Origin of the sequence: Anoxybacillus sp. J5B_2022 (genome assembly GCF_026847645.1) — a bacterium.
Classification (GTDB): domain Bacteria; phylum Bacillota; class Bacilli; order Bacillales; family Anoxybacillaceae; genus Anoxybacteroides.
This window is the reverse complement of record NZ_JAPSMC010000001.1, coordinates 47,463-71,041: the sequence shown is the minus strand read 5'-3', so window position 1 is coordinate 71,041 and position 23,579 is coordinate 47,463. Positions and strand designations below refer to the sequence as shown.

At 48.6% G+C, this 23,579-nt stretch carries 28 protein-coding genes; all 28 read left to right on the top strand.

The genetic code is table 11. The annotated features are described in order from the left end of the window. Nucleotides 1-175: 175 nt before the first annotated feature. The 28 genes from M4I42_RS00405 to M4I42_RS00270 all read left to right on the top strand — a co-directional run bounded on the left by M4I42_RS00405 (nucleotide 176) and on the right by M4I42_RS00270 (nucleotide 23,514). Nucleotides 176-646, top strand: a complete 471-nt coding sequence (locus M4I42_RS00405) for a low molecular weight protein arginine phosphatase (protein ID WP_268850302.1) — start codon at nucleotides 176-178, stop codon at nucleotides 644-646. Beyond that, a complete protein-coding gene (locus M4I42_RS00400) occupies nucleotides 624-1,910 on the top strand; it encodes a methyl-accepting chemotaxis protein (RefSeq protein ID WP_268850301.1) in 1,287 nt (428 codons plus the stop codon). The genes M4I42_RS00405 and M4I42_RS00400 overlap by 23 nt, the downstream gene beginning before the upstream one ends. A gap of 74 nt (nucleotides 1,911-1,984) precedes the next feature. Further along, nucleotides 1,985-2,425 (top strand): ribose 5-phosphate isomerase B, encoded by a 441-nt coding sequence (gene rpiB, locus M4I42_RS00395; protein WP_268850300.1) that lies wholly within the window; start codon nucleotides 1,985-1,987, stop codon nucleotides 2,423-2,425. An 11-nt stretch (nucleotides 2,426-2,436) separates the two neighbouring features. Continuing rightward, nucleotides 2,437-3,009, top strand: a complete 573-nt coding sequence (locus M4I42_RS00390) for a TIGR01440 family protein (protein WP_268850299.1) — start codon at nucleotides 2,437-2,439, stop codon at nucleotides 3,007-3,009. A gap of 89 nt (nucleotides 3,010-3,098) precedes the next feature. Then, entirely contained in the window at nucleotides 3,099-4,334 is a 1,236-nt protein-coding gene (glyA, locus tag M4I42_RS00385; protein ID WP_268850298.1) for a serine hydroxymethyltransferase, read from the top strand. 124 nt (nucleotides 4,335-4,458) lie between these two features. Further along, nucleotides 4,459-5,088 (top strand): uracil phosphoribosyltransferase, encoded by a 630-nt coding sequence (gene upp / locus M4I42_RS00380; protein WP_268850297.1) that lies wholly within the window; start codon nucleotides 4,459-4,461, stop codon nucleotides 5,086-5,088. Between the two features lie 261 nt (nucleotides 5,089-5,349). Further along, nucleotides 5,350-5,571 carry an AtpZ/AtpI family protein gene (locus tag M4I42_RS00375; RefSeq protein ID WP_268850296.1) on the top strand — a complete coding sequence of 74 codons (222 nt, stop codon included), beginning with the start codon at nucleotides 5,350-5,352 and terminating at the stop codon, nucleotides 5,569-5,571. Nucleotides 5,572-5,575: 4 nt separating this feature from the next. Continuing rightward, nucleotides 5,576-5,941, top strand: a complete 366-nt coding sequence (locus tag M4I42_RS00370; protein WP_268850295.1) for an ATP synthase subunit I — start codon at nucleotides 5,576-5,578, stop codon at nucleotides 5,939-5,941. Nucleotides 5,942-5,958: 17 nt separating this feature from the next. Continuing rightward, complete coding sequence (atpB, locus tag M4I42_RS00365; RefSeq protein ID WP_268850294.1) at nucleotides 5,959-6,669, top strand: F0F1 ATP synthase subunit A; 711 nt, start codon at nucleotides 5,959-5,961, stop codon at nucleotides 6,667-6,669. Between the two features lie 44 nt (nucleotides 6,670-6,713). Further along, nucleotides 6,714-6,926, top strand: coding sequence for a F0F1 ATP synthase subunit C (gene atpE / locus M4I42_RS00360; RefSeq protein ID WP_017436872.1), 213 nt, complete (start codon nucleotides 6,714-6,716; stop codon nucleotides 6,924-6,926). Between the two features lie 122 nt (nucleotides 6,927-7,048). Beyond that, nucleotides 7,049-7,570 (top strand): F0F1 ATP synthase subunit B, encoded by a 522-nt coding sequence (gene atpF / locus M4I42_RS00355; protein WP_442864057.1) that lies wholly within the window; start codon nucleotides 7,049-7,051, stop codon nucleotides 7,568-7,570. Further along, nucleotides 7,567-8,103 carry a F0F1 ATP synthase subunit delta gene (locus M4I42_RS00350; protein ID WP_268850293.1) on the top strand — a complete coding sequence of 179 codons (537 nt, stop codon included), beginning with the start codon at nucleotides 7,567-7,569 and terminating at the stop codon, nucleotides 8,101-8,103. The genes atpF and M4I42_RS00350 overlap by 4 nt, the downstream gene beginning before the upstream one ends. A gap of 25 nt (nucleotides 8,104-8,128) precedes the next feature. Then, nucleotides 8,129-9,637, top strand: a complete 1,509-nt coding sequence (gene atpA, locus M4I42_RS00345; protein ID WP_183183291.1) for a F0F1 ATP synthase subunit alpha — start codon at nucleotides 8,129-8,131, stop codon at nucleotides 9,635-9,637. A 78-nt stretch (nucleotides 9,638-9,715) separates the two neighbouring features. Continuing rightward, on the top strand, nucleotides 9,716-10,570 hold the full coding sequence (locus tag M4I42_RS00340) for a F0F1 ATP synthase subunit gamma (RefSeq protein ID WP_268850292.1): 855 nt from the start codon (nucleotides 9,716-9,718) through the stop codon (nucleotides 10,568-10,570). A gap of 37 nt (nucleotides 10,571-10,607) precedes the next feature. Then, on the top strand, nucleotides 10,608-12,029 hold the full coding sequence (atpD, locus tag M4I42_RS00335) for a F0F1 ATP synthase subunit beta (protein WP_183183293.1): 1,422 nt from the start codon (nucleotides 10,608-10,610) through the stop codon (nucleotides 12,027-12,029). A 25-nt stretch (nucleotides 12,030-12,054) separates the two neighbouring features. Next, nucleotides 12,055-12,456, top strand: coding sequence for a F0F1 ATP synthase subunit epsilon (locus M4I42_RS00330; protein WP_268850291.1), 402 nt, complete (start codon nucleotides 12,055-12,057; stop codon nucleotides 12,454-12,456). A gap of 204 nt (nucleotides 12,457-12,660) precedes the next feature. Beyond that, entirely contained in the window at nucleotides 12,661-13,035 is a 375-nt protein-coding gene (locus tag M4I42_RS00325; RefSeq protein ID WP_328284571.1) for an NADH-quinone oxidoreductase subunit A, read from the top strand. Beyond that, nucleotides 13,026-13,538, top strand: a complete 513-nt coding sequence (locus M4I42_RS00320; protein ID WP_268850289.1) for a NuoB/complex I 20 kDa subunit family protein — start codon at nucleotides 13,026-13,028, stop codon at nucleotides 13,536-13,538. The genes M4I42_RS00325 and M4I42_RS00320 overlap by 10 nt, the downstream gene beginning before the upstream one ends. 3 nt (nucleotides 13,539-13,541) lie before the next feature. Next, the gene (locus M4I42_RS00315) at nucleotides 13,542-14,849 is read left to right on the top strand and encodes an NADH-quinone oxidoreductase subunit C (RefSeq protein ID WP_268850288.1); all 1,308 of its coding nucleotides are present in this window, start codon (nucleotides 13,542-13,544) and stop codon (nucleotides 14,847-14,849) included. Between the two features lie 3 nt (nucleotides 14,850-14,852). Continuing rightward, a complete protein-coding gene (locus tag M4I42_RS00310; RefSeq protein ID WP_268850287.1) occupies nucleotides 14,853-15,953 on the top strand; it encodes an NADH-quinone oxidoreductase subunit D in 1,101 nt (366 codons plus the stop codon). Then, nucleotides 15,950-16,951 carry an NADH-quinone oxidoreductase subunit NuoH gene (nuoH, locus tag M4I42_RS00305; RefSeq protein WP_268850286.1) on the top strand — a complete coding sequence of 334 codons (1,002 nt, stop codon included), beginning with the start codon at nucleotides 15,950-15,952 and terminating at the stop codon, nucleotides 16,949-16,951. The genes M4I42_RS00310 and nuoH overlap by 4 nt, the downstream gene beginning before the upstream one ends. Nucleotides 16,952-16,966: 15 nt before the next feature. Next, nucleotides 16,967-17,386 (top strand): NADH-quinone oxidoreductase subunit NuoI, encoded by a 420-nt coding sequence (gene nuoI, locus M4I42_RS00300; protein ID WP_268850285.1) that lies wholly within the window; start codon nucleotides 16,967-16,969, stop codon nucleotides 17,384-17,386. Next, nucleotides 17,383-17,895 (top strand): NADH-quinone oxidoreductase subunit J, encoded by a 513-nt coding sequence (locus M4I42_RS00295; protein WP_268850284.1) that lies wholly within the window; start codon nucleotides 17,383-17,385, stop codon nucleotides 17,893-17,895. Before nuoI ends, M4I42_RS00295 begins: the two co-directional genes overlap by 4 nt. Continuing rightward, complete coding sequence (gene nuoK / locus M4I42_RS00290; RefSeq protein WP_268850283.1) at nucleotides 17,892-18,206, top strand: NADH-quinone oxidoreductase subunit NuoK; 315 nt, start codon at nucleotides 17,892-17,894, stop codon at nucleotides 18,204-18,206. The genes M4I42_RS00295 and nuoK overlap by 4 nt, the downstream gene beginning before the upstream one ends. Before the next feature lie 123 nt (nucleotides 18,207-18,329). Beyond that, a complete protein-coding gene (gene nuoL / locus M4I42_RS00285; protein ID WP_268850282.1) occupies nucleotides 18,330-20,183 on the top strand; it encodes an NADH-quinone oxidoreductase subunit L in 1,854 nt (617 codons plus the stop codon). Next, nucleotides 20,183-21,709 carry an NADH-quinone oxidoreductase subunit M gene (locus tag M4I42_RS00280; protein ID WP_268850281.1) on the top strand — a complete coding sequence of 509 codons (1,527 nt, stop codon included), beginning with the start codon at nucleotides 20,183-20,185 and terminating at the stop codon, nucleotides 21,707-21,709. The genes nuoL and M4I42_RS00280 overlap by 1 nt, the downstream gene beginning before the upstream one ends. Nucleotides 21,710-21,713: 4 nt before the next feature. Beyond that, on the top strand, nucleotides 21,714-23,222 hold the full coding sequence (gene nuoN, locus M4I42_RS00275) for an NADH-quinone oxidoreductase subunit NuoN (protein WP_268850280.1): 1,509 nt from the start codon (nucleotides 21,714-21,716) through the stop codon (nucleotides 23,220-23,222). A 49-nt stretch (nucleotides 23,223-23,271) separates the two neighbouring features. Beyond that, nucleotides 23,272-23,514: a DUF1146 family protein gene (locus tag M4I42_RS00270; RefSeq protein WP_268850279.1), complete on the top strand. Its 243-nt coding sequence runs from the start codon at nucleotides 23,272-23,274 to the stop codon at nucleotides 23,512-23,514. Nucleotides 23,515-23,579: the final 65 nt, after the last annotated feature.

Below are 23,579 nucleotides of genomic sequence, written 5' to 3'. Positions count from 1 at the left end.
AGGAGGACAAGCGAACTGCTTGCTGACTACGGCAGAAAAGCTAGGAATCAGGCGATATCTACTTGTTTTTAATGGTTAATCAACACGCCTAAGGCGCTGCCTTTTTTCCACTATACTTTCCCCCTCGATTTCCATATAATAATGGTATGAATCTTTGACGGACAAGGAGGAGACTATGCCGGTTCGCATTTTGTTTGTTTGCACAGGAAACACATGCCGCAGTCCGATGGCGGAAGCGCTATTAAAAAGCAAGCAGCTGCCGCATGTAGAAGTGAAATCAGCCGGCGTCTTTGCGATGGACGGTGGCGATGCTTCGGAACATGCGAAAACGGTGCTAGCGGAAAAAGGGATTGACACGTCGCACCGCTCATCGTTATTGACGGAAGACGATATCGAATGGGCAACGTACGTGTTAACGATGACCGTTGGGCATAAGCAGCACGTTATTAGCCGCTTTCCGGAAGCAAAAGGGAAAACGTTTACACTAAAAGAATTTGCAATAGGACAAGAAGGGGATGTGCTTGATCCGTTCGGCGGTTCGGTCGATGTGTATCGGCAAACACGAGAAGAGTTGGAGCAGCTGATCGGGCAGTTGATTCCACAGCTACAGGGGGAGAAGGGAAATGAAGGAGAAACACAAGTTTAGTTTGCGGCTAAAGCTCGTTATTTTCACGACGATTTTAGCACTCATTACGTACTCAACGAGCGCGTTGTTTATTTATGTATTTTATGATTTATTTTTCAGCACATTTAACAAAAGCTTATTTACGGTCATCATTTTATTTCTTGGCATTTTTTGGTCAGGGGTACTCGCTTACGTCGCCGCCGGGTTTATTACGCGCCCGCTAAAGCAGCTGGAGCAAGCGGCGATGAAGGCGGCGAACGGACAAATCGACGAAGACGTCCCTCTTTCGAAATCGGATGATGAAATTCGCGCGGTCGGCTTGGCGTTTAACGACATGTTAAAGAACTTGCGGACGATGGTGCGAAACATCGAGGAAAACTTTGCGTTAACGAATGAAAAAGTAGTCGAAATTACGAGCGCTTCAAGCATAGCGGTCGAACGCTCGCAAAGCATCGCGCAAACGATTGAAGAAATTTCAAAAGGGGCGAACGACTCGGCAGTGTCGATGCAAACGACGGCGGAGTCGGTCGAAGATGTGCTCCATATCGCCAACGAAGTGCAGAAAAAAGCCGAGCAATCCGAGCAATTAGCGACTGATATGGTCGAAACACTTCATACAAGCAAAGAAGTCATCGACTCGCTCGTCAATGGCATTCAGCAACTCGCGAAAGACAACCAAGCGTCATTAAGCGCGGTGCGCCGCTTAGAACAACATGCCAAAGAAGTCGAAAACATCATTTCGCTCGTCGGCGACATCGCTGGACAGACGAACCTTTTGGCGCTCAATGCGTCAATTGAAGCAGCACGCGCAGGCGAACACGGCAAAGGATTTGCCGTCGTTGCCGAAGAAGTGCGGAAACTCGCGGATGAAAGTGCGCGAGCGGTGCAAGGGATTTCTGAATTAATTCAAAATATTCAAAAAGAAGTCGTGCACGTCGTTGCGCAAATTAACGCCCAAGTAAAAGCAGCAAACGAAGAGGCGGCAAAAGGAAACGATACGAACGAAGCCATTATCGAAATGACAAATTCGATTCATGAAGTTGCTGCTTCCGTTCACCAAATAGCGGAATTAGTGAAAGAACAAATGAAGCATATCGAAAAAACATCGATTCAGTCGCAAGAAGTAGCAGCCATCGCCGAAGAAACATCGGCAGGAGCGCTTCAAGTCACTGCTGCCACACAAGAGCAGACCGAAATGATTCACCACGTCAACGAACTAGCAGGACAATTAGCCGAACAAGCAAAAAAACTAAAAAATACAATCGATAGTTTTTGCACAAAATGATGAAAAAGCCGCCTTTTCCCATTACAATAAAAAGAAAGGCGGCTTTTATTTTATCGAACAAGGAGGAACAAACGGTGAAAGTAGCGATTGCATCTGATCATGGCGGTATTCGAATTCGCCAAGAGATTAAACAACTCATGGAGGAAATGGGGGTCGAGTACATCGACCTCGGCTGTGAATGCGAAGGATCGGTCGATTACCCGGATTACGCGATTCCGGTGGCAGAAAAAGTCGCAAGTGGAGAAGTTGACCGCGGCATTTTAATTTGCGGCACAGGAATTGGCATGTCGATCGCCGCTAATAAAGTGAAAGGCGTGCGCTGTGCGCTCGTTCATGACGTATACAGCGCTCGATTGACGCGCGAACATAACGACAGCAACGTCTTAGCGATGGGTGAGCGTGTCATCGGTCCAGGCTTGGCGCGGGAAATTGCGAAAGTATGGCTGACGACACAATTTGAAGGCGGCCGCCATGCCAACCGCGTCAACAAAATTCATCAGTACGAACAAAAATAGGGGGAATCGCAATGCTCTCCGAGTGGAAGCAACAATGGCAGACAATTTTGGCGGAATTTAAACAGCAGGCTCCCCTTTCTGCTGAGCATTTGCTCGTCATCGGCTGTAGCACGAGCGAAGTGATCGGAAAAAAAATCGGCACGGCTGGCTCAACCGACGTGGCGGAAATGATTTTTTCCGAATTAAAAAAATGGCGCGATGACACCGGTGTTCAGCTGGCGTTTCAATGTTGCGAGCATTTAAACCGCGCGCTTGTCGTGGAAAAAGAAACCGCGCTGGCGAAACAGTTGGAGATCGTTTCCGTCATTCCGGTGCGTTCCGCCGGAGGGGCGATGGCAGAGTATGCCTACAACGAAATGAACGATCCGGTTGTCGTCGAATTTGTGAAAGCGGATGCTGGCATTGACATTGGAGATACGTTGATTGGCATGCATTTAAAGCATGTGGCGGTGCCTGTTCGCACATCGATCCGACAAATCGGGCACGCTCATGTAACGCTAGCGAAAACGCGGCCGAAGCTGATCGGCGGCGCTCGGGCCGTGTATTCAAAGGAAAATCCGAATGCTTCATGTACTTTTTCGTGATTTTGTTCACTTTTTCTTTGAATCATTCACCGAAATGTTGGTAAAATAGAAAAGAATATTCTCATATTTCGAAAAAGGGGGAGCTCGTGATGAACTACTTGCCACAGCAAGATCCGCAAGTGTTTCAAGCCATTCAAGAGGAATTAAAAAGACAGCAAACGAAAATTGAATTGATTGCGTCGGAAAACTTTGTTAGCCGGGCGGTGATGGAGGCGCAAGGCTCGGTGTTAACGAACAAATATGCGGAAGGATATCCAGGTCGCCGCTATTATGGAGGTTGCGAACATGTGGACGTCGTGGAAGATTTGGCGCGCGAGCGGGCGAAGCAACTGTTTGGCGCAGAGCATGTGAACGTTCAGCCGCATTCCGGTGCGCAAGCGAACATGGCGGTATACTTTACGATTTTAAACCATGGCGATACAGTGCTCGGCATGAATTTATCGCACGGAGGACACCTAACGCACGGCAGTCCAGTCAACTTTAGCGGCATGCAGTACAATTTTGTGGAGTATGGCGTCGATCCTGAAACGCACCAAATCAACTATGACGACGTATTAGAGAAAGCGCGCCTACATAAACCGAAGCTCATCGTTGCCGGTGCAAGCGCCTATCCGCGTGTCATTGATTTTGCCCGGTTCCGTGCAATTGCCGATGAAGTCGGTGCGTATTTAATGGTAGACATGGCGCACATCGCAGGTCTTGTTGCGGCAGGTCTTCATCCGAATCCAGTGCCGTATGCGCACTTTGTAACGACGACGACGCATAAAACGTTGCGCGGTCCGCGCGGCGGCATGATTCTTTGCAAAGAAGAATTCGCCAAACAAATCGACAAAGCGATTTTCCCGGGCATTCAAGGTGGTCCGCTCATGCACGTCATCGCAGCGAAAGCAGTGGCATTAGGTGAAGCGTTGGGCGACAGCTTTAAAACGTATGCGCAAAACATCGTGAACAACGCCAAACGTTTAGCGGAAGCGCTCGTCAAAGAAGGATTTACGCTCGTATCCGGTGGAACGGACAACCATCTGTTGCTCGTCGATTTGCGTTCGTTGCAACTAACCGGAAAAATAGCGGAAAAAGTGCTTGACGACATCGGTATTACTGTAAATAAAAACACGATTCCATACGACCCAGAAAGCCCGTTTGTAACAAGCGGTATTCGCATTGGTACGGCCGCTGTGACAAGCCGCGGCTTCGGTCTTGAGGAAATGGATGAAATTGCTAGCATCATCGCGCTCGCGTTAAAACATAGCGACGATTCAGAAAAGCTGGAAGAAGCGCGCCGTCGCGTTGCTGCGCTAACGGCCAAATTCCCGCTTTACGCATAATAAAGCGCGCCTCGTATCCGTTGATACGAGGCCATTTTTTGACAAATACCCACTGTTATTGAACAGATATTGTTTTTTCGGTAAAATGTAAAGAAATGAAGCATGTGAAAAGAGGAGAGAAAAGATGGGTAAAGTATACGTATTTGATCATCCGCTCATTCAGCATAAACTTACATACATTCGCGACAAACAAACAGGTACGAAAGAATTTCGCGAACTTGTCGAAGAAGTCGCGACATTAATGGCGTTTGAAATTACGCGCGACCTTCCGTTGGCTGAAGTCGAGATCGAAACACCGGTGAGCAAAGCGAAATCAAAAGTGATCGCCGGCAAAAAGCTTGGCATCATTCCGATTTTGCGTGCCGGCATCGGCATGGTCGATGGCATTTTAAAGCTGATCCCAGCGGCGAAAGTCGGTCATATTGGGCTATACCGCGACCCAGAAACGTTAAAGCCAGTGGAATATTACGTGAAGTTGCCAACAGATGTCGAAGAACGCGATTTCATTGTCGTCGATCCGATGTTAGCGACAGGTGGCTCCGCGGTCGAAGCGATTACTTCTTTGAAAAAGCGCGGTGCGAAAAACATTAAATTTATGTGCTTAATCGCTGCCCCAGAAGGAGTAGAGGCGGTGAAGCAGGCGCATCCAGATGTCGACATTTATATCGCAGCGCTCGATGAAAAATTAAACGACCATGGCTATATCGTTCCAGGGCTTGGCGACGCAGGGGACCGTCTGTTTGGGACGAAATAATAAAATGATGCAAGCGCCAGGCATTCTTTCCACGATGTTTGGCGTTTTTGCATGAAAAACGCGAAAAAGTAAATATTATATTATACAACAATTACATAAAAAATAAATGAACAAATGTCACAAATTCTTAATAATTTGTTTTAATTTATTGTCTAAACACGTTGACATTGACCGGTGCCTATTGTATGCTTACAGGGGATATAATGATAAGGTTTTCATGAGGATTAAAGTAAAAAATTTTTCAGACAAGGATGGATGTGTATGCCTCCGAAACAACGCCATCCTTTTCAGGCGATCGGCTTAATGTCGGCGATCGTTTCGCAATTGGTAGGCTCCGTTTTAATTGGAATTTTCGGTGGGAAATGGATGGACAAAAAATTTGGCACCGATCCGCTTTTTCTCATTATCGGTCTGTTCATTGGCCTTGCAGCGGGCGTGTACGCGATGTTTCGCTTAATCCGTCAGTATTTCCCAGAGGAGTAACGACATGCAGCAAATGGTGCAAAGGCAGCAAAAATACATATTGTACTTGTTGTCGTTATATACGTTAGGTTGGGGGTTTACGAGTTATAAAACCCTTTTCGCGAGCCTGATGCTCGGAACGGGGATCAGTCTGTTTTTACTATGGAGTCTGGTTCGAAAGGTCGCAAAATTCGGACGAGCGGTCGCTCAAGGAAAAAAAGTTCGTTCCCTCGGAACGTTTTCCCGCTTAGCGGCGGCTGTTTTAGCGGCGGCGATCGCGGTTCAATACCCGCAATACTTCTCCATTATCCCGGTTGTGATAGGATTAATGACATCCTATGCTGTCATTATAATAGATTTTCTTTTGCACAAAAATAAACACCCTTCATGAAAGAGAGGTGAGAACGGTTGGAGCACAAAGCACCGCTTTATGAGTTTCTTGGACTAACCTTTAACTTGTCCAACGTTTTAATGATTACGGTCACCAGCGTGATCGTCTTCATCATTGCCATCGCTGCGACGAGATCTTTGCAACTCCGTCCGACAGGAATGCAAAACTTCTTGGAATGGGTGCTTGATTTTGTCAAAGGGATCATCAACAGCACGATGGACTGGCATACGGGCGGCCGCTTTTTAACGCTCGGTGCGACGCTCATTATGTACATTTTCGTTGCCAACATGCTTGGTCTGCCGTTTTCCGTCCGCGTCGGGGATACCCTTTGGTGGAAGTCGCCAACGGCTGATCCGACCATTACGTTGACGCTGGCCGTCATGATTGTTGGATTAACGCATTACTACGGCATCAAGCTGAAAGGGGTCAAGGAGTACAGCCTTGATTACTTTAAGCCGATGGCATTTTTGTTCCCGCTCAAACTCGTTGAGGAATTTGCCAATACGTTAACGTTAGGGTTGCGTCTTTACGGGAACATTTTCGCAGGCGAAATTTTGTTAGGCTTATTAGCCGGGCTTGGGACAAGCGGAGTGTTCGGCGCAGTCGGCGCGGCCATTCCGATGATGGTCTGGCAGGCATTTAGTATTTTCGTTGGCTCTATCCAAGCATTTATCTTTACAATGTTAACAATGGTTTACATGGCGCATAAAGTCAGCCAAGACCATTAAACACTATAAAAATATGGAATGAATGACGAAGGAGGATTTTTACAATGAATTTAATTGCAGCTGCCATTGCAGTAGGTTTAGCAGCACTTGGTGCTGGTATCGGTAACGGTTTAATCGTAGGTCGTACAGTAGAAGGGATTGCTCGTCAACCAGAATTGCGCCCTGTGCTTCAAACAACGATGTTCATCGGGGTAGCGTTAGTCGAAGCATTACCGATCATCGGCGTAGTTATCTCATTCATCGTCATGAACAGATAATGAAATAACTTATGTATAATGGCGAAGTTCGTGCAGACGATCACCTTCGCCATTCCTTTATGCACATGGAAAGCGGCTTTGAACATAGCGGCTGAAGGGAGTGAAAAGCGGTGTTAATAAGTATGAATATGTTTTTACTAGGCGCTGTCGAGCAACATGCTGGAATTAACAGCGGGGATATTATTTTCCAATTACTTATGTTCGTAATCTTATTAGCATTGCTCCGTAAATATGCGTTCGGTCCATTAATGGGCATTATGAAACAACGCGAAGAGCATATTGCTAATGAAATTGAACAAGCAGAAAAGCATCATCAAGAAGCGAAAAAGCTAGCGGAAGAGCAACGGGCGTTATTGAAGCAATCGCGTCAAGAAGCGCAAGCGCTCATCGAAAATGCCCGCAAGCTTGGCGAAGAGCAAAAAGAACAAATCATTGCGGCTGCCCGCGCCGAAGCGGAGCGCTTAAAAGAAACAGCGAAAAAAGAAATCGAGCGCGAAAAAGAGCAAGCAGTCGCTGCTTTGCGTGAGCAAGTGGCTTCTTTATCCGTACTCATTGCATCGAAAGTGATTGAAAAAGAATTGACAGAGCAAGATCAAGCGAAGCTGATCCAAGAGTATATTCATGAGGTAGGAGAAGGGCGATGAACAAAGAAGTCGTAGCGAAACGGTATGCATTGGCTCTTTTTCAAATCGCTCAACAGCAGCAGCTCCTTGATCAGTTCGAATCAGAAATTCGCGTCGTCCAGCAAGTGTTTGCGGATCAACCAGACTTTTTCGCCGTGTTGACCCATCCGAAGCTATCGCTTGAAAAGAAAAAAGCGTTAATAAAAGAAACGTTCGCAGCGCTGTCAGCACCTGTGCAAAATACGTTGCTTTTGTTGCTTGACCGCCATCGCATCGGCATCGTTCAAGAGCTTGCCGACGAATTTATCGCCCTTGCGAACGAAGCGCGCGGCGTAGCGGAAGCGACCGTTTACTCGGCTCGTCCGTTGAGCGAGGAGGAAAAACAGGCGCTTGCCGACGTGTTCGCGAAAAAAGTAGGTAAAACAACGCTTCATATCGATAACATCGTCGATCCAGCGTTAATCGGCGGCGTGAAGCTGCGCATTGGCAACCGCATTTACGACGGTAGCGTCAGCGGTAAACTAGAACGACTCAAACGTCAACTTATTGGCTGAAGATTTATAGATAGGGGTGAAATACATGAGCATCAGAGCTGAAGAAATTAGCGCGCTGATAAAAAAACAAATTGAAAACTATCAGTCCGAAATCAAAGTGAGCGATGTAGGTACAGTAATCCAAGTCGGTGACGGTATCGCGCGCGCTCATGGCCTTGATAACGTCATGTCAGGGGAGCTCGTGGAATTTGCAAACGGTGTCATGGGAATGGCACTAAACCTGGAAGAAAACAACGTCGGTATCGTTATTTTAGGTCCGTACACAGGCATTAAAGAAGGCGACGAAGTGCGTCGTACAGGCCGTATCATGGAAGTGCCTGTTGGTGAAGCGTTAATCGGTCGCGTCGTGAACCCATTAGGTCAACCAGTTGATGGTCTTGGCCCAATTGCAACGACAGAAACTCGTCCGATTGAAAGCCCAGCGCCGGGCGTTATGGATCGTAAATCGGTACACGAGCCATTACAAACAGGGATTAAAGCGATTGACGCCCTTGTACCGATCGGTCGCGGACAACGTGAGTTGATCATCGGTGACCGCCAAACAGGGAAAACATCGGTTGCGATTGACACGATCTTAAACCAAAAAGACCAAAACATGATTTGTATTTATGTCGCGATCGGCCAAAAAGAATCAACGGTTCGTAACGTCGTCGAAACGTTGCGCAAACATGGCGCGCTTGATTACACTATCGTCGTCACAGCGTCTGCATCACAACCAGCGCCACTATTATTCTTAGCGCCATATGCGGGCGTAACGATGGGCGAATATTTCATGTACAACGGAAAACACGTGCTTGTCGTATACGACGACTTATCGAAACAAGCGGCTGCGTACCGCGAACTTTCGCTTCTACTACGTCGTCCGCCAGGCCGTGAAGCATATCCAGGGGACGTCTTCTATTTACACTCTCGTCTCTTAGAGCGCGCGGCAAAATTGAGCGACGCAAAAGGTGCGGGTTCCTTAACGGCGTTACCATTCGTTGAAACGCAAGCAGGCGACATCTCTGCTTACATTCCAACGAACGTTATCTCGATTACAGACGGGCAAATTTTCTTGCAATCAGACTTGTTCTTCGCCGGCGTTCGTCCAGCGATTAACGCAGGTCTTTCCGTATCGCGCGTCGGTGGTGCGGCGCAAATTAAAGCGATGAAAAAAGTATCGGGTACGCTTCGTCTTGACTTAGCAGCATACCGTGAACTTGAAGCGTTCGCGCAATTCGGTTCCGACTTGGATAAAGCAACGCAAGCAAAACTTGCCCGCGGTGCACGCACGGTTGAAGTGCTAAAACAAGGATTGCACGAGCCGCTTCCAGTCGAAAAACAAGTAGCGATTATTTACGCATTAACGCGCGGATTCCTAGATGATATTCCGGTAGAAGACATTCGCCGCTTTGAAAAAGAATTTTTCGCATGGCTCGATCAAAACGGTCAGCATATCCTTGAGCACATTCGCACGACGAAAGATCTTCCAAGCGAAGAAGATTTCAATAAAGCGATCGAAGACTTCAAGAAAACGTTTGTCGTTTCTGAGTAAACAGGCAGCGGAACAGAAGTCCTCTTCTGTTCCTTGTCTCTATCAATAGATTGAGCGCAAAAAAGGTGGTGAAAACCTTTGGCATCATTACGCGATATTAAGACGCGAATTAACTCGACGAAAAAAACGAGCCAAATTACAAAAGCGATGGAGATGGTTTCCGCTTCGAAATTGCACCGCGCGGAAACGAACGCGAAGTCGTTTGTTCCATATATGGAAAAAATTCAAGAGGTCGTGGCGAATATCGCCTTAGGCAGTTCGAGCAACCATCCGATGCTCGTGAAACGTCCGGTGAAAAAGACAGGCTATTTAGTCATTACGTCTGACCGTGGGCTTGCGGGTGCTTATAACAGCAACGTCTTACGCACCGTTTATCAAACGATTCAAGAGCGCCATAAATCCACGGATGAATACGCGATCATTGCGATTGGTCGCATCGGCTTAAGCTTTTTCAAAAAGCGGAACATCCCGGTTGCTTTGCATATTACAGGGTTGCCAGATCAGCCATCGTTTGCTGATATTAAAGCGATCGCGAATCAAACGGTCAACATGTTTGCGGACGGAACGTTTGATGAACTGTACATGTACTACAACCATTTCGTCAGCGCCATTCAGCAGGACGTAACAGAACGGAAATTGTTGCCGCTCACGGATTTGGCAGCGAACAAGAAATTGATATCGTACGAATTCGAGCCGTCGCAAGAAGAAATTTTAGAAGTGTTGTTGCCGCAATACGCGGAAAGCTTAATTTACGGTGCGTTGCTCGATGCGAAAGCGAGTGAGCATGCGGCGCGGATGACGGCGATGAAAAATGCAACCGACAATGCCAAAGAACTCATTCGCACGCTTACGCTTTCATACAACCGTGCCCGTCAGGCAGCGATTACGCAAGAAATTACGGAGATCGTGGCAGGAGCCAACGCCTTGCAATAAGTAGAGACGTTCAAGCAGTAAGTTAGGAGGGAAAACGATGACAAAAGGACGCGTTCTTCAAGTTATGGGTCCAGTTGTAGACGTGAAGTTCGAGAGCGGACATCTTCCTGCGATTTACAACGCCCTTAAAATTCAGCATAAAGCGCGTAACGAAAACGAAGTCGATGTGGACTTAACATTAGAAGTGGCCCTTCACCTCGGGGATGACACTGTTCGTACAATCGCGATGGCCTCAACAGACGGTCTTATTCGCGGAATGGAAGTCATCGATACGGGAGCGCCGATTTCTGTTCCGGTTGGAGACGTCACGCTTGGCCGCGTGTTTAACGTATTAGGGGAGCCGATCGATTTAGGCGAAGAAATTCCAGCGGAGGCGCGCCGCGATTCGATTCACCGACCAGCGCCAAAATTTGAACAACTTTCGACGCAAGTCGAAATTTTGGAAACAGGGATTAAAGTCGTTGACCTTCTTGCCCCGTACATTAAAGGTGGAAAAATCGGTCTGTTCGGTGGTGCGGGTGTAGGAAAAACAGTATTAATTCAAGAGCTTATTAACAACATCGCGCAAGAGCACGGCGGTATTTCCGTATTCGCAGGCGTTGGTGAACGTACGCGTGAAGGAAACGACTTGTACCACGAAATGAAAGATTCCGGCGTTATCAACAAAACAGCGATGGTGTTCGGTCAGATGAACGAGCCGCCTGGAGCGCGGATGCGCGTCGCATTGACAGGGTTAACGATGGCGGAATACTTCCGCGATGAGCAAGGACAAGACGTATTGTTCTTTATCGACAACATTTTCCGCTTCACGCAAGCGGGTTCGGAAGTTTCGGCGCTACTTGGCCGTATGCCATCAGCGGTAGGTTACCAACCGACGCTTGCGACAGAAATGGGTCAATTGCAAGAGCGGATTACATCGACAGCGGTTGGATCGGTTACATCGATTCAAGCGATTTACGTACCAGCGGACGACTATACAGACCCAGCTCCAGCAACGACGTTCGCGCACTTAGACGCGACGACAAACCTAGAGCGGAAATTGTCCGAGATGGGGATTTATCCAGCGGTAGACCCGCTTGCATCAACATCTCGTGCGCTTTCGCCAGAAATCGTTGGCGAAGAGCATTATCAAGTGGCGCGTAAAGTACAACAAACGTTGCAGCGCTATAAAGAATTGCAAGACATTATCGCGATTCTCGGTATGGATGAGCTTTCGGACGAAGACAAACTCGTCGTTCACCGCGCTCGTCGCATCCAGTTCTTCTTATCGCAAAACTTCCACGTTGCGGAGCAGTTCACAGGGCAACCAGGTTCTTACGTGCCAGTGAAAGAAACGGTCCGCGGCTTTAAAGAAATTTTAGAAGGAAAATACGACCATCTTCCGGAAGATGCTTTCCGTTTAGTGGGCCGCATTGAAGAAGTTGTGGAAAAAGCGAGAAAAATGGGCGTAGAAGTTTAAACAAGGGACATAGGAGGATTTTAGTATGAAGACGATTAAAGTCAGTGTCGTTACTCCTGATGGCCCGGTCTATGAAGCGGACGTCGAAATGGTCAGCACGAAGGCGAAAAGCGGCGAGCTCGGGATTTTGCCAGGGCATATTCCGCTTGTCGCTCCGCTCGAAATCGGAGCGGTGCGCCTGAAAAAAGACGGGAAGACGGAATTGATCGCCGTCAGCGGCGGCTTTTTAGAAGTTCGTCCGGATAAAGTGACCGTGTTGGCACAGGCGGCCGAACGAGCGGAAGATATCGATGTTGCCCGTGCGAAAGCCGCAAAAGAGCGCGCGGAACGGCGCTTGCAGGCGAAGCAGGACGACATTGATTTCAAACGGGCGGAACTCGCTTTACGACGTGCCCTCAACCGGTTGGATATTGCCGGAAAACAATAAAAGGCAGGGGAATGTTTCCCTGTCTTTTTTTATGCCTTCAAACCGTTGATGTTATGCGTTAACACTATAATGATATTTATTACGAGTAAAATTCGTCGCTCTGTCGACACCTCTGGATATAAATGTTATAATGATATCGGTTACAAGCCGAAATTGTGCGATATTTTTCACAATTTGCGGATACGAACGACAAAGGGGGCGGACATAACATTGCTTAACGTGTATTTGAATAACTACTTAATCGTTTTTGTCTTTTTATGTTTAGGAATTTTGCTTCCGGTTGTCGCGTTGACGGCAGGGCGCTTTTTGCGGCCGTATGCGCCGAATGCGGCAAAGGAAACGACGTATGAAAGCGGGATTGAGCCGTTTCATGATTCACGTGTTCAATTTAACGTGCGCTATTACATGTTTGCGCTGTTGTTTGTCATTTTTGATGTCGAAACGGTCTTTTTATACCCATGGGCGGTTGCTTATGACCGTCTCGGCTTGTTTGCCCTTATTGAAATGTTGATTTTTGTGGCAATGCTTGTCATTGGGCTCGTGTATGCTTGGAAGAAGAAGGTGTTAAAATGGATGTAAAGTTACTGAATGTGCCAGAGGAAGAGATGGAAGAATTACGGCGCAACGTATTTTTAACGACGCTCGAACAACTGAAGGCTTGGGCGAGAAGCAATTCGCTATGGCCACTGACGTTCGGGCTTGCTTGCTGTGCGATTGAAATGATGGGCGTCGGCTCTTCGCATTACGATTTAGACCGATTCGGTTCATTCTTCCGCACATCGCCGCGCCAGTCCGATGTGATGATCGTTTCCGGGACGGTGACGAAAAAAATGGCGCCAATCGTTCGCCGGTTGTACGATCAAATGCCGGAGCCGAAATGGGTGATTGCGATGGGTTCGTGTGCGACGGCGGGAGGACCGTATGTCAACTCGTATTGTGTTGTCAAAGGGGTCGACCAAATCGTACCGGTTGATGTATACATCCCAGGCTGTCCGCCAAACCCGGCTGCGTTAATTTATGGGATTAATAAATTAAAAGAGAAAATCCGCTATGAAGCGAAGACAGGAAAGAAGGTGCTGTAGTCGATGAGTGAGGAAAAAGATATACAGCAACTGAAAAAAGAAGCCGCCGAACGGGCAAAGCAGTTAGCGCGCGAACGTCTAGCTGCCAAACAGGCGGGCGGTCAAACTGAACAGGCGCTCGAAGCGAAAGCGGATGAAACGGATGATCTCGCGTTAGCAAAAGCGAAAGCGGCTGCGGCCGCGAAGGCGAAAGCGGCGGCACTCGCGAAGCAAAAAGCACAAGAAGCAGGACAAGCGGAAGGTGCCGATAGCGCGGCGGATGACGTAGAATTAGCGAAGAAAAAAGCCGCGGCGGCAGCGAAAGCCAAAGCGGCAGCGCTGGCAAAACAAAAGGCGCAAGAAGTCGGACAAACGGGCGGCGAAGAAAGCGCAGCGGACGATATGGAACTTGCGAAGAAAAAAGCCGCGGCGGCAGCGAAAGCCAAAGCGGCAGCATTGGCAAAACAAAAAGCAGCCGAACAAGCGGACGGCGGAGAAAGTGCGGCGGACGATATGGAACTTGCGAAGAAAAAAGCTGCGGCGGCAGCGAAAGCCAAAGCGGCAGCGCTGGCAAAACAAAAGGCGCAAGAAGTCGGACAAACGGGCGGCGAAGAAAGCGCAGCGGACGATCTCGAACTCGCAAAACAAAAAGCGATTGCAGCTGCCAAGGCGAAAGCGGCAGCGAAAGCGAAAGCATTGGCAGAGCAGCAAGGGGAAGCGGGCGCTAGCGAAGAAGACGTAGCGGCCGCCAAAGCAAAGGCGATTGCTGCCGCGAAAGCCAAAGCAGCGGCCGCCGCGAAGGCAAGAGCGGCTGCCGGTGAAACAGAAGCGCCGAAACAGGCGGAAACCCCGTCGCCAAACAAGCCGCTTCTCGATAAATACGTCAAAGTCATTAAAGAACATCTCGGCGAAGATGTATTAGAAGACGCTTACATTAATCGATTGTCGAAAGACGTACCGACACTGGTCGCGAAAAAAGATACATACTACAAAATCGCCCAGTTTTTAAAATATAACGAACAGCTCGGCTTTGACTATTTATCAGAGCTTCATGGAACCGATTTCCAAACGCATATGGAAGTATACGTCCACTTATATTCTTATAAAAACAACCAACCGGTCGCCTTAAAAGTAAAAATCGACCGCGACCAGCCGGAAATCGATTCGCTCGTTCCGCTTTGGCAAGGGGCGAACTGGCCGGAGTGCGAAGCGTATGATTTATTAGGCATCCGCTTTAAAGGGCACCCGAACTTAATTCGCATTTTCTTAGGGGAACATTGGGTCGGCCATCCGCTCCGCAAAGACTACGAGCCGTATGATATGGAGGTGTAGCTGATGCTTCGGACGGAAGAAATGTTGTTGAACGTAGGACCGCAACATCCGAGCACGCACGGCGTGTTTCGCCTCGTGCTGAAAATCGATGGAGAAATCATTAAAGAAGCTACACCGGTCATCGGGTATCTTCATCGAGGAACGGAAAAAATTGCAGAAAATTTACAATATACACAAATCATTCCTTACACCGACCGCATGGACTATTTGTCAGCGATGACGAACAACTACGTCATTTGCCATGCCGTCGAAACGATGATGGGCATTGAAGTGCCGGAGCGCGCGGAATATTTGCGCGTATTGGCGATGGAGCTTGGCCGGATTGCGAGCCACCTCGTTTGGTGGGGAACGTATTTGCTAGATATCGGAGCGATTAGCCCATTTTTATACGCGTTCCGCGAGCGGGAAATGATTATTAACTTGCTCAACGAACTATCGGGAGCGCGCCTGACGTTTAACTATATGCGCGTCGGCGGCGTGAAATGGGATGCGCCGGACGGCTGGATTGAGAAAGTAAAAGAGTTTGTGCCATATATGCGCAAACAGCTCGCCGGCTATCACGAACTTGTCACCGGAAACGAAATTTTCCGCCATCGCGTCATCGGTGTCGGCAAATATACGAAAGAAGAAGCGCTTAACTATTCGTTAAGCGGCGTCAATTTGCGCTGCACCGGCGTCAAATGGGATCTCCGCAAAAACGAGCCATACTCCATTTACGATCGTTTCGATTTCGACGTACCTGTGCGCGAAGAAGGCGACTGCTTCGCACGATATGAATGCCGGTTGGCGGAAATCGAAGAGTCGTTAAAAATTATTGAGCAAGCATGTGAGCAGTTTCCGAAAGACGGCGAAATTATGGCAAAAGTACCGCGCATCATTAAAGCGCCGCCGGGAGAGGCGTTCGTCCGCATCGAATCGCCGCGTGGCGAAATCGGCTGCTATATTGCGAGCGACGGAAAAAAAGAACCGTATCGCCTAAAGTTCCGTCGACCATCGTTTTATAACTTGCAAATACTCCCGAAACTATTGCAAGGGGAAAACATTGCGAACTTAATTGCGATTCTTGGAGCGATTGATATTGTGCTCGGGGAGGTTGATGGTTGATGGAACAATTGTTGCGCTCGGCGCCGAGTTGGACGAACGTCGCGATCTTTTTCGGACTCGGGACGTTGCTATTGCTTATTGTTTTAGGATTTGTTACGTACGGCATTTTGGCAGAACGGAAAGTCATGGGCTTTATGCAAGGGCGGATCGGTCCGAACCAAGTCGGCGGACGGTGGGGGCTGTTGCAGACGGTCGCCGACGTTTTGAAGCTTCTTTTAAAAGAAGATACGATTCCGAAAGCGGCCGATAAACCATTGTTTATCATCGCCCCAGTCATTGCGTTCGCCCCAGCGTTTATGGTGTTGGCGACATTGCCGTTTACCGATTCGTTGCAGTTTGCCGATATCGGCGTCGGCTTGCTTTACTATATTGCAGTGTCCGGCTTGACGACGGTCGGGGTCGTCACAGGTGCGTGGGCGTCCAACAACAAATATGCGCTCCTCGGCGGCATGCGGGCCGCGGCGCAAATGATTTCGTATGAAATTCCGCTCGTCATGTCGGTGCTCGGTGTCATTTTGTTAACCGGAAGCCTTAATTTAAACGACATTGTCGAAGCGCAAAAGGACGTATGGTACATTTTCGTTCAGCCGATCGGGTTTCTCGTCTTTTTGATCGCGTCAGTCGCGGAATTGAACCGGACGCCGTTTGACTTGCCAGAAGCGGAGTCAGAGCTTGTCGCCGGCTTCCACGTCGAATATTCCGGATTTCGTTGGGCGTTTTTTATGCTCGCGGAATACGTCTATTTCTTTGCGATGGCGACGCTCACGACCGTCCTCTTTTTAGGCGGCTGGCAACCGGTCATGTTCCTTGATTTTATTCCGGGAGCCGTTTGGTTCTCGTTAAAATTTAGCCTTGTCGTATTCGTCTTAATTTGGTTCCGCTCGACGTTCCCGCGGTTGCGTGCGGATCAGCTAATGGAATTTGGTTGGAAAGTATTGCTTCCAGTCGCATTGGCCAATATTTTTCTTACCGCGCTCATTAAAAGCGTATTCTTTTAAAAAGGGGGGAGCATCGTGCTCGGCTTAGCGAAAGGGTTAAAGTACACCCTGAAAAACTTAACGAAACAAAAAGTTACGTATGACTATCCGAATGAGCCGCTCGCGCTTCCGGACCGGTTTCGCGGGATTCAAAAATTTTACCCGGAAAAATGCATCGTCTGTAACCAATGCGCGGCGATTTGTCCGACGAACTGTATTCAGCTGACCGGCAAAAAACATCCTGATCCGACGAAAAAAGGAAAAATCATTGACACGTATGACATCAATTTTGAAATTTGTATTTTGTGCGACCTTTGCACCGAAGTATGCCCGACGGAAGCGATTGTGATGACGAACAACTTTGAATTGGCGGAATATAGCCGCGATGCCCTGTTTAAAAACTTAGAATGGCTCGATGAAAACGATACGAATGTGCGAAAGGGGAATAAACCGTGAGCGGAGAATATGTCGCGTTTTTAGGGCTCGCATTGGTCGCGATTGCCGGCGGCGTCCTCATGTTAAACACAACGAAAGTGATGCATATGTTCGTTTCGCTCGTGTTTACGTTTGTCAGCATCGCCGGTTTGTACGTTCTACTATCAGCAGAGTTTGTCGCTGCGGTGCAAGTGTTGATTTATTCCGGCGCGATTACGATCATCATGCTGTTTGGTATTATGTTGACGCGCCCGAAAGAAGAAGGACAAACGACAACAGGGGGAGGTTTGCGAAAAGCGCTCACAGCGCTTGCGGTGTTCGCCTTTGGCGCTGCGGTATATATCGGCATTTACCGCTTAAACTTTGGCGAACAAGCAGCGCATCTCCACGAAAAAAATACGGAGCAAATCGGGATCGCGCTTTACTCCAAATACATCATTCCATTTGAAATTACATCGGTCATTTTGCTTGTCGCACTAGTCGGTGCGATTGTGCTGGCGAAAAAAGAAGACGAGGAGGCGAAATCATGAGTACAGTTCCATTGTCTGCCTACCTTGTGCTAGCGTTAATGTTGTTTTGCATCGGATTGTACGGAGCGTTGACGAAACGCAATACGGTCATTGTGCTCATTTGCATTGAACTGATGCTCAATGCGGTGAACATTAACCTCGTCGCCTTCAGCAAATACGGCGTCAATCCAAGTATTACAGGGCAAATTTTCTCGCTGTTTACGATTACCGTTGCCGCGGCGGAAGCGGCGGTCGGGCTTGCGATTTTAATGGCGTTTTACCGCAACCGGAAAACGGTGAATATTGACGAAATCGATTCGATGAAGCATTAATGGGAGCTCTCGAAGCGGCCGCCGTTTGATGGCTGGCGATGCGAGAAGCTGGAAAAAACATTCAAGAGGTTGAAAATGACGGAGGGCTAACGGCCCTTTGACAAAAAGGGGATTGTGATATTCATGATGGAAAATGCTTGGATTATACCGCTTTTTCCGCTTCTTTCCTTTTTGCTGTTGCTTGTCGTCGGAAAACGACTGAAAGAAGCAAGCGCCTATGTCGGCATGGCGGCGACGTTTCTTTCGTTCCTCGTCGCAGTCGCTGTATTAGTTGCGCGCTTTAACCAACCGACATTTGAAGCAACGCACGTCTGGTTTACGATCGGCAAGATGGACATAACGGCTGGCTTTGCCGTCACTCCGTTAAATGCGCTCATGCTCGTCGTCGTTTCGCTCGTTAGCTTTCTTGTACATATGTATTCGAAAGGGTATATGCACGGCGACGAACGGTTTCCAGTGTTTTACGCGTATTTAGGCTTGTTTACGTTTGCGATGCTCGGGCTTGTCCTTTCTGCCAACTTATTGCAAACGTACATTTTCTGGGAACTAGTCGGGCTCGGTTCCTTTCTATTGATCGGTTTCTATTTCTATAAGGAAGAAGCGAAAGCCGCAGCGAAAAAAGCGTTTATTATGACGCGCATCGGTGATGTTGGTTTATTGATCGGCATGATTTTGCTGTTTTGGCAAACGAAAAGCTTCCAATATGACGACATTTTCGCCGCGGTCAACGCAGGCAAATTGTCTAACACGCTTGTGACGTTATCGGCGATTTTGATTTTCGTCGGCGCGGTCGGTAAATCCGGTCAATTCCCGCTCCATACGTGGCTTCCAGACGCAATGGAAGGTCCGACGCCGGTGTCGGCGCTCATCCATGCCGCGACGATGGTGGCAGCGGGGGTGTACTTAGTCGCTTCGCTTTTCCCGCTTTACGAAGCGAGCGAAACGGCGATGCTTACCGTCGCGGTCGTCGGCGGATTTACGGCGATTTTTGCCGCTTCAATCGGCTTAGTGCAGACGGATATTAAACGCGTGCTTGCCTACTCCACGGTCAGCCAGCTCGGCTATATGATGCTCGCGCTCGGTGCAGGTGGTTATGTGGCTGGAATTTTCCATTTAACGACACACGCATTTTTCAAAGCGTTGCTCTTTTTAGCGGCCGGAAGCGTCATTCATGCCGTCCATACGCAAGATATTGAGAAAATGGGCGGACTTTGGCGCAAAATGCCGTTGACCGCACCGCTGTTTCTTATCGGTACATTGGCGATTAGCGGCGTCCCGCTCTTGTCCGGCTTTTTCAGTAAAGACGAAATTTTAGTCGCTGTTTGGACACATGGGCATCCGGTCTTGTTCTGGCTAGCCGTTATCGCAGCGTTTTTCACCGCGTTTTACATGTTCCGCTTATTTTTCCTTGTCTTTAGCGGAGAAACGCGCGGGGAAGCGCACGATGTGCATGAGTCGCCAGCGGTGATGACGGTGCCGATGGTTGTACTCGGTGTATTAGCGGTCGTGGCCGGTTACGTGAACACGCCGTGGTTTGGCACGTTTTTAGGCGATTTTCTCACCGGGGAAAGCGGTGCGCACGAAGAAGCGCCAGCGTGGATTATGGTCGTGGCGACCGCTGTATCGTTAGCCGGCATTTTTTTGGCGTGGCTTATGTATAGCAAAAAATCGCTTGCAAGAGATTGGCTCAGCTCGAGAGCGCCGATTACGTATAATGTGTTGCTAAATAAATATTACATCGATGAATTTTACATGATTACTGTCGGCTATGCGACGAAAGTGTTCAGCTTATTTCTACAATATGTCGACCGCTTTATCGTTGAAGGATTGGCTAGCTTGATCGCGTCGTTCACGAAAGCCATCGGAACGATCGGCTCAAGACTGCAAAACGGCCAAGTTCAAATGTACGGTGCGGTGACATTTATCGGCTTGACGATTCTTGTCGTCATTCTTGCGTTCACAGGGGGGTATTTATAATGAATGACACGTATTTTCTTTCGCTGCTCGTTTTCTCCCCGCTGCTCGGTATTGTATTGTTAGCGTTCGTGCCAAAGACACAAGAGCAGACGATTAAACTACTCGGCTTTTTGGCGACGCTGCCGTCGCTCCTTTTAGCGCTGTTTGCGTTCGGACAATATTTGCGAGGCTATGACCTCAGCCGGCTCGCCGAAAAGCATGCGTGGCTTCAGTTTGGCAAGTATTCGTTTTTGCCTGATTCAGCCTTTTCCGTTCCGTACGAGCTGAATGTGGACGGCTTTGCCCTTGTGATGATCGTCCTCACCGCGCTGTTAGCGACGCTCGCGGCGATCGCTTCCATTCATATTAAAAAAGAATGGAAAGGGTATTTCATGCTGTTTTTGTTGTTAGAAATCGGCATGCTCGGCGTTTTTGCGGCCGGAAATCTCCTGCTATTCTTTATCTTCTTTGAAGTCACGCTCGTTCCGATGTTCTTTTTAATCGGAAAATGGGGCTATTTCGAAAAAGAAAAAGCGGCATACAGCTATTTGTTATATAACGGAATCGGTTCGGCGATTTTATTGCTCGTCATTTTAATCTTATTCGCCCGCACCGGCACATCGAACATTGCGGCACTGCAAGACATGTTGCGCGATCCACAAGGAGCAGCGCAAATGCTCGCACCGATTTCTGACGATTTGCGCTACGGGTTGTTCATTGCGCTTCTTATTGCTTTTGGCGTCAAGCTGCCGATCGTGCCGCTTCATAGCTGGATGTTGCGCGTGCACGTACAGGCGCCGCCATCGATTGTGATGTTGCACTCTGGCGTGCTGTTAAAAATCGGGGCGTTCGGTTTGATCCGGTTCGGAATGGGATTATTTCCGGAGCAGTTTGAACGCTTAGCGACATTCATCGCCGTTTTAGGGGTCATTAACTTACTGTATGGAGCGTTTCTTGCCTTCGTCCAAGAAGACTTTAAAATGGTGTTGGCGTACTCTAGTATTTCCCATATGGGCATTGTGTTGATCGGGCTCGGAGCGTTAAATGAAGCTGGCATTCAAGGAGCGATTTTCCAAGTCGTTTCGCACGGGTTAATTTCCGCGCTGCTGTTCTTGCTTGTCAGCATTATGTACGAGCGGGTGCATACGACGATGCTTGACCGTTTAGGAGGGCTAGCGAAAGCGATGCCGCTCGTTTCCGGCTTTTTATTGGCAGGAGCGATGGCGTCGCTAGGGTTGCCGGGCATGTCTGGCTTTATTAGTGAGTTTACCGCGTTTTTAGGCTTGTTTAAAGCTGAGCCTATGATCGCTGCGGTCGGGACGCTCGGTATTATTATGACGGCGGTCTATTTATTGCGGGCGGTGTTGAACATGACGTACGGCGCGACAACGCACAATGTGACGGAAGTGGCAGATATACGCACAGTGGAGTTAGTTCCCGTGCTCATCTTAATGGGCTGCATCATTTTAATCGGTGTTTATCCAGACATGTTAGCCCAGTCGCTCGAGGCGACGATTCAAACGATGATGAACGGGTTAGGAGGGTGAGAGCATGACATGGGAAACGTTATTGCACTATAAATGGGGAGTGATGGCGCCGGAATTCATCATTCTTGGCGTGGCAACCGCGCTCTCACTTATCGACCTGTTCATGCCGAACGACCAAAACCGCCGCCCGCTCGGCTGGTTTGCCGTTGCTGGTGTCGTTGTGGCGATCATTTCGTTAACAGGGTTATTGTCGGTGGGTACAACGTCCATTTTATATGATACGTTCCGCTTAGATGCGTTCGGAAAAGCGTTTAAGCTTCTATTATTGACGGGCGCTGCACTCGTGTTATTGCTTGCGATGGACTATCAGCCGAAAGAAGGCGTGAAATATCAAGGCGAGTTTTATTACTTGTTTTTGACGGCGCTGCTTGGCGCGATGATGATGACATCGAGCGGCGATTTAATTACGCTATTTGTCGGGTTGGAGTTGCTGTCGATTTCGTCGTATATTTTGGCGGGATTGCGCAAAGCGCATCATTTGTCGAACGAATCGGCGATGAAATATGTCATTAACGGCGGCATTTCGACAGCGATTACGCTGTTCGGGATGAGCTACGTCTTCGGTCTTACCGGCTCGACAAATTTGAAAAAAATTGCGATGCAGCTAAGCACGTTGCAAGATAGCGGACATCAATATATGTTAGCGTTAGCGTTTTTACTGATGCTTGTCGGTTTGTCGTTTAAATTGGCATCGGTACCGTTTCATATGTGGGCGCCAGATGTCTACCAAGGGGCGCCGACACCGGTGACCGCTTTCTTGAGCGTTGTATCGAAAACCGCCGGATTTGTGATCGTGCTACGTTTATTTATCTCGATTTTTGCCGCGGCTTTATCGCAAGGAAAAGAGCCGTCATCGATGCTTTTATCGATGCAAGATTACATCGCCTTTTTGGCCGGAGCAACGATGATGATCGGAAACACGGTTGCATTAAAACAGCGGAACGTCAAACGATTATTTGCCTATTCGAGCATTGCCCATGCCGGCTATTTATTGGTCGGGTTTGCGGCGATGTCGTGGGTGATGGTCGATTCGATGTGGTTTTATTTAGCGGCGTATTTGTTGATGAACTTAGGCGCATTTGCGATTTTACAAACGGTCACTGATCAGACCGGCTCAGAAGACATTAGCCAATTCGCCGGGTTATATCGCCGGAATCCGCTGTTAGCGATCATGATGGGGTTGTTCGTCTTGTCGCTCGCCGGCATTCCAGGGACGGCTGGATTTATCGGGAAAGTGCACATCTTTTTAGGGGCGTTCGCAACGGAACCGGCGCATTACGTGCTCGCTGCGATCATGATTGCAACAACGGTCGTTTCGTACGTCTATTATTTCGGATTGTTTACGCAAATCTTTTTCCGGCCGGCGGCGCATCACGAGCCGTTACGCGTACCGCTTGGCGTGACGATTGTCGTCACTGTCTGCGCGCTCGGGACGTTCGTATTCGGCGTCATGCCGGGACTGTTGTATCACTTTTTAGACCAATTCCAACACTTTAGTGATTTTCTCCGCTAACGAAGGGGGACTCTCCCTTCGTTTTTTCGTCGGAAAGGAGGAATGGAAGATGATGACGGGTGTCGGGCAGCAAGCGCTGCTTAGCATTATTTCGCATCTTGTCTTTATCGCGCTCACATGGTGGACGCTGCAAGGCGTTCATGTCGAGAAGCTATTGAAGCCAAATCGCGTGCTACAAGCCCGCGTGCTTTATATATTATTGACGATCGCCATTGGCTCGACCGTCAGCAACTTTTTTCTCGACTATCTTCTTTGGTCGAAGCAACTGCCGTTTCTCTTTCGGGGCGAGTAATCGTCCCGTTTTTTGTCAAAAAAGAAAAAATTCCTCTCCGATTTTGTCGAGCGTTTTCGTGTATG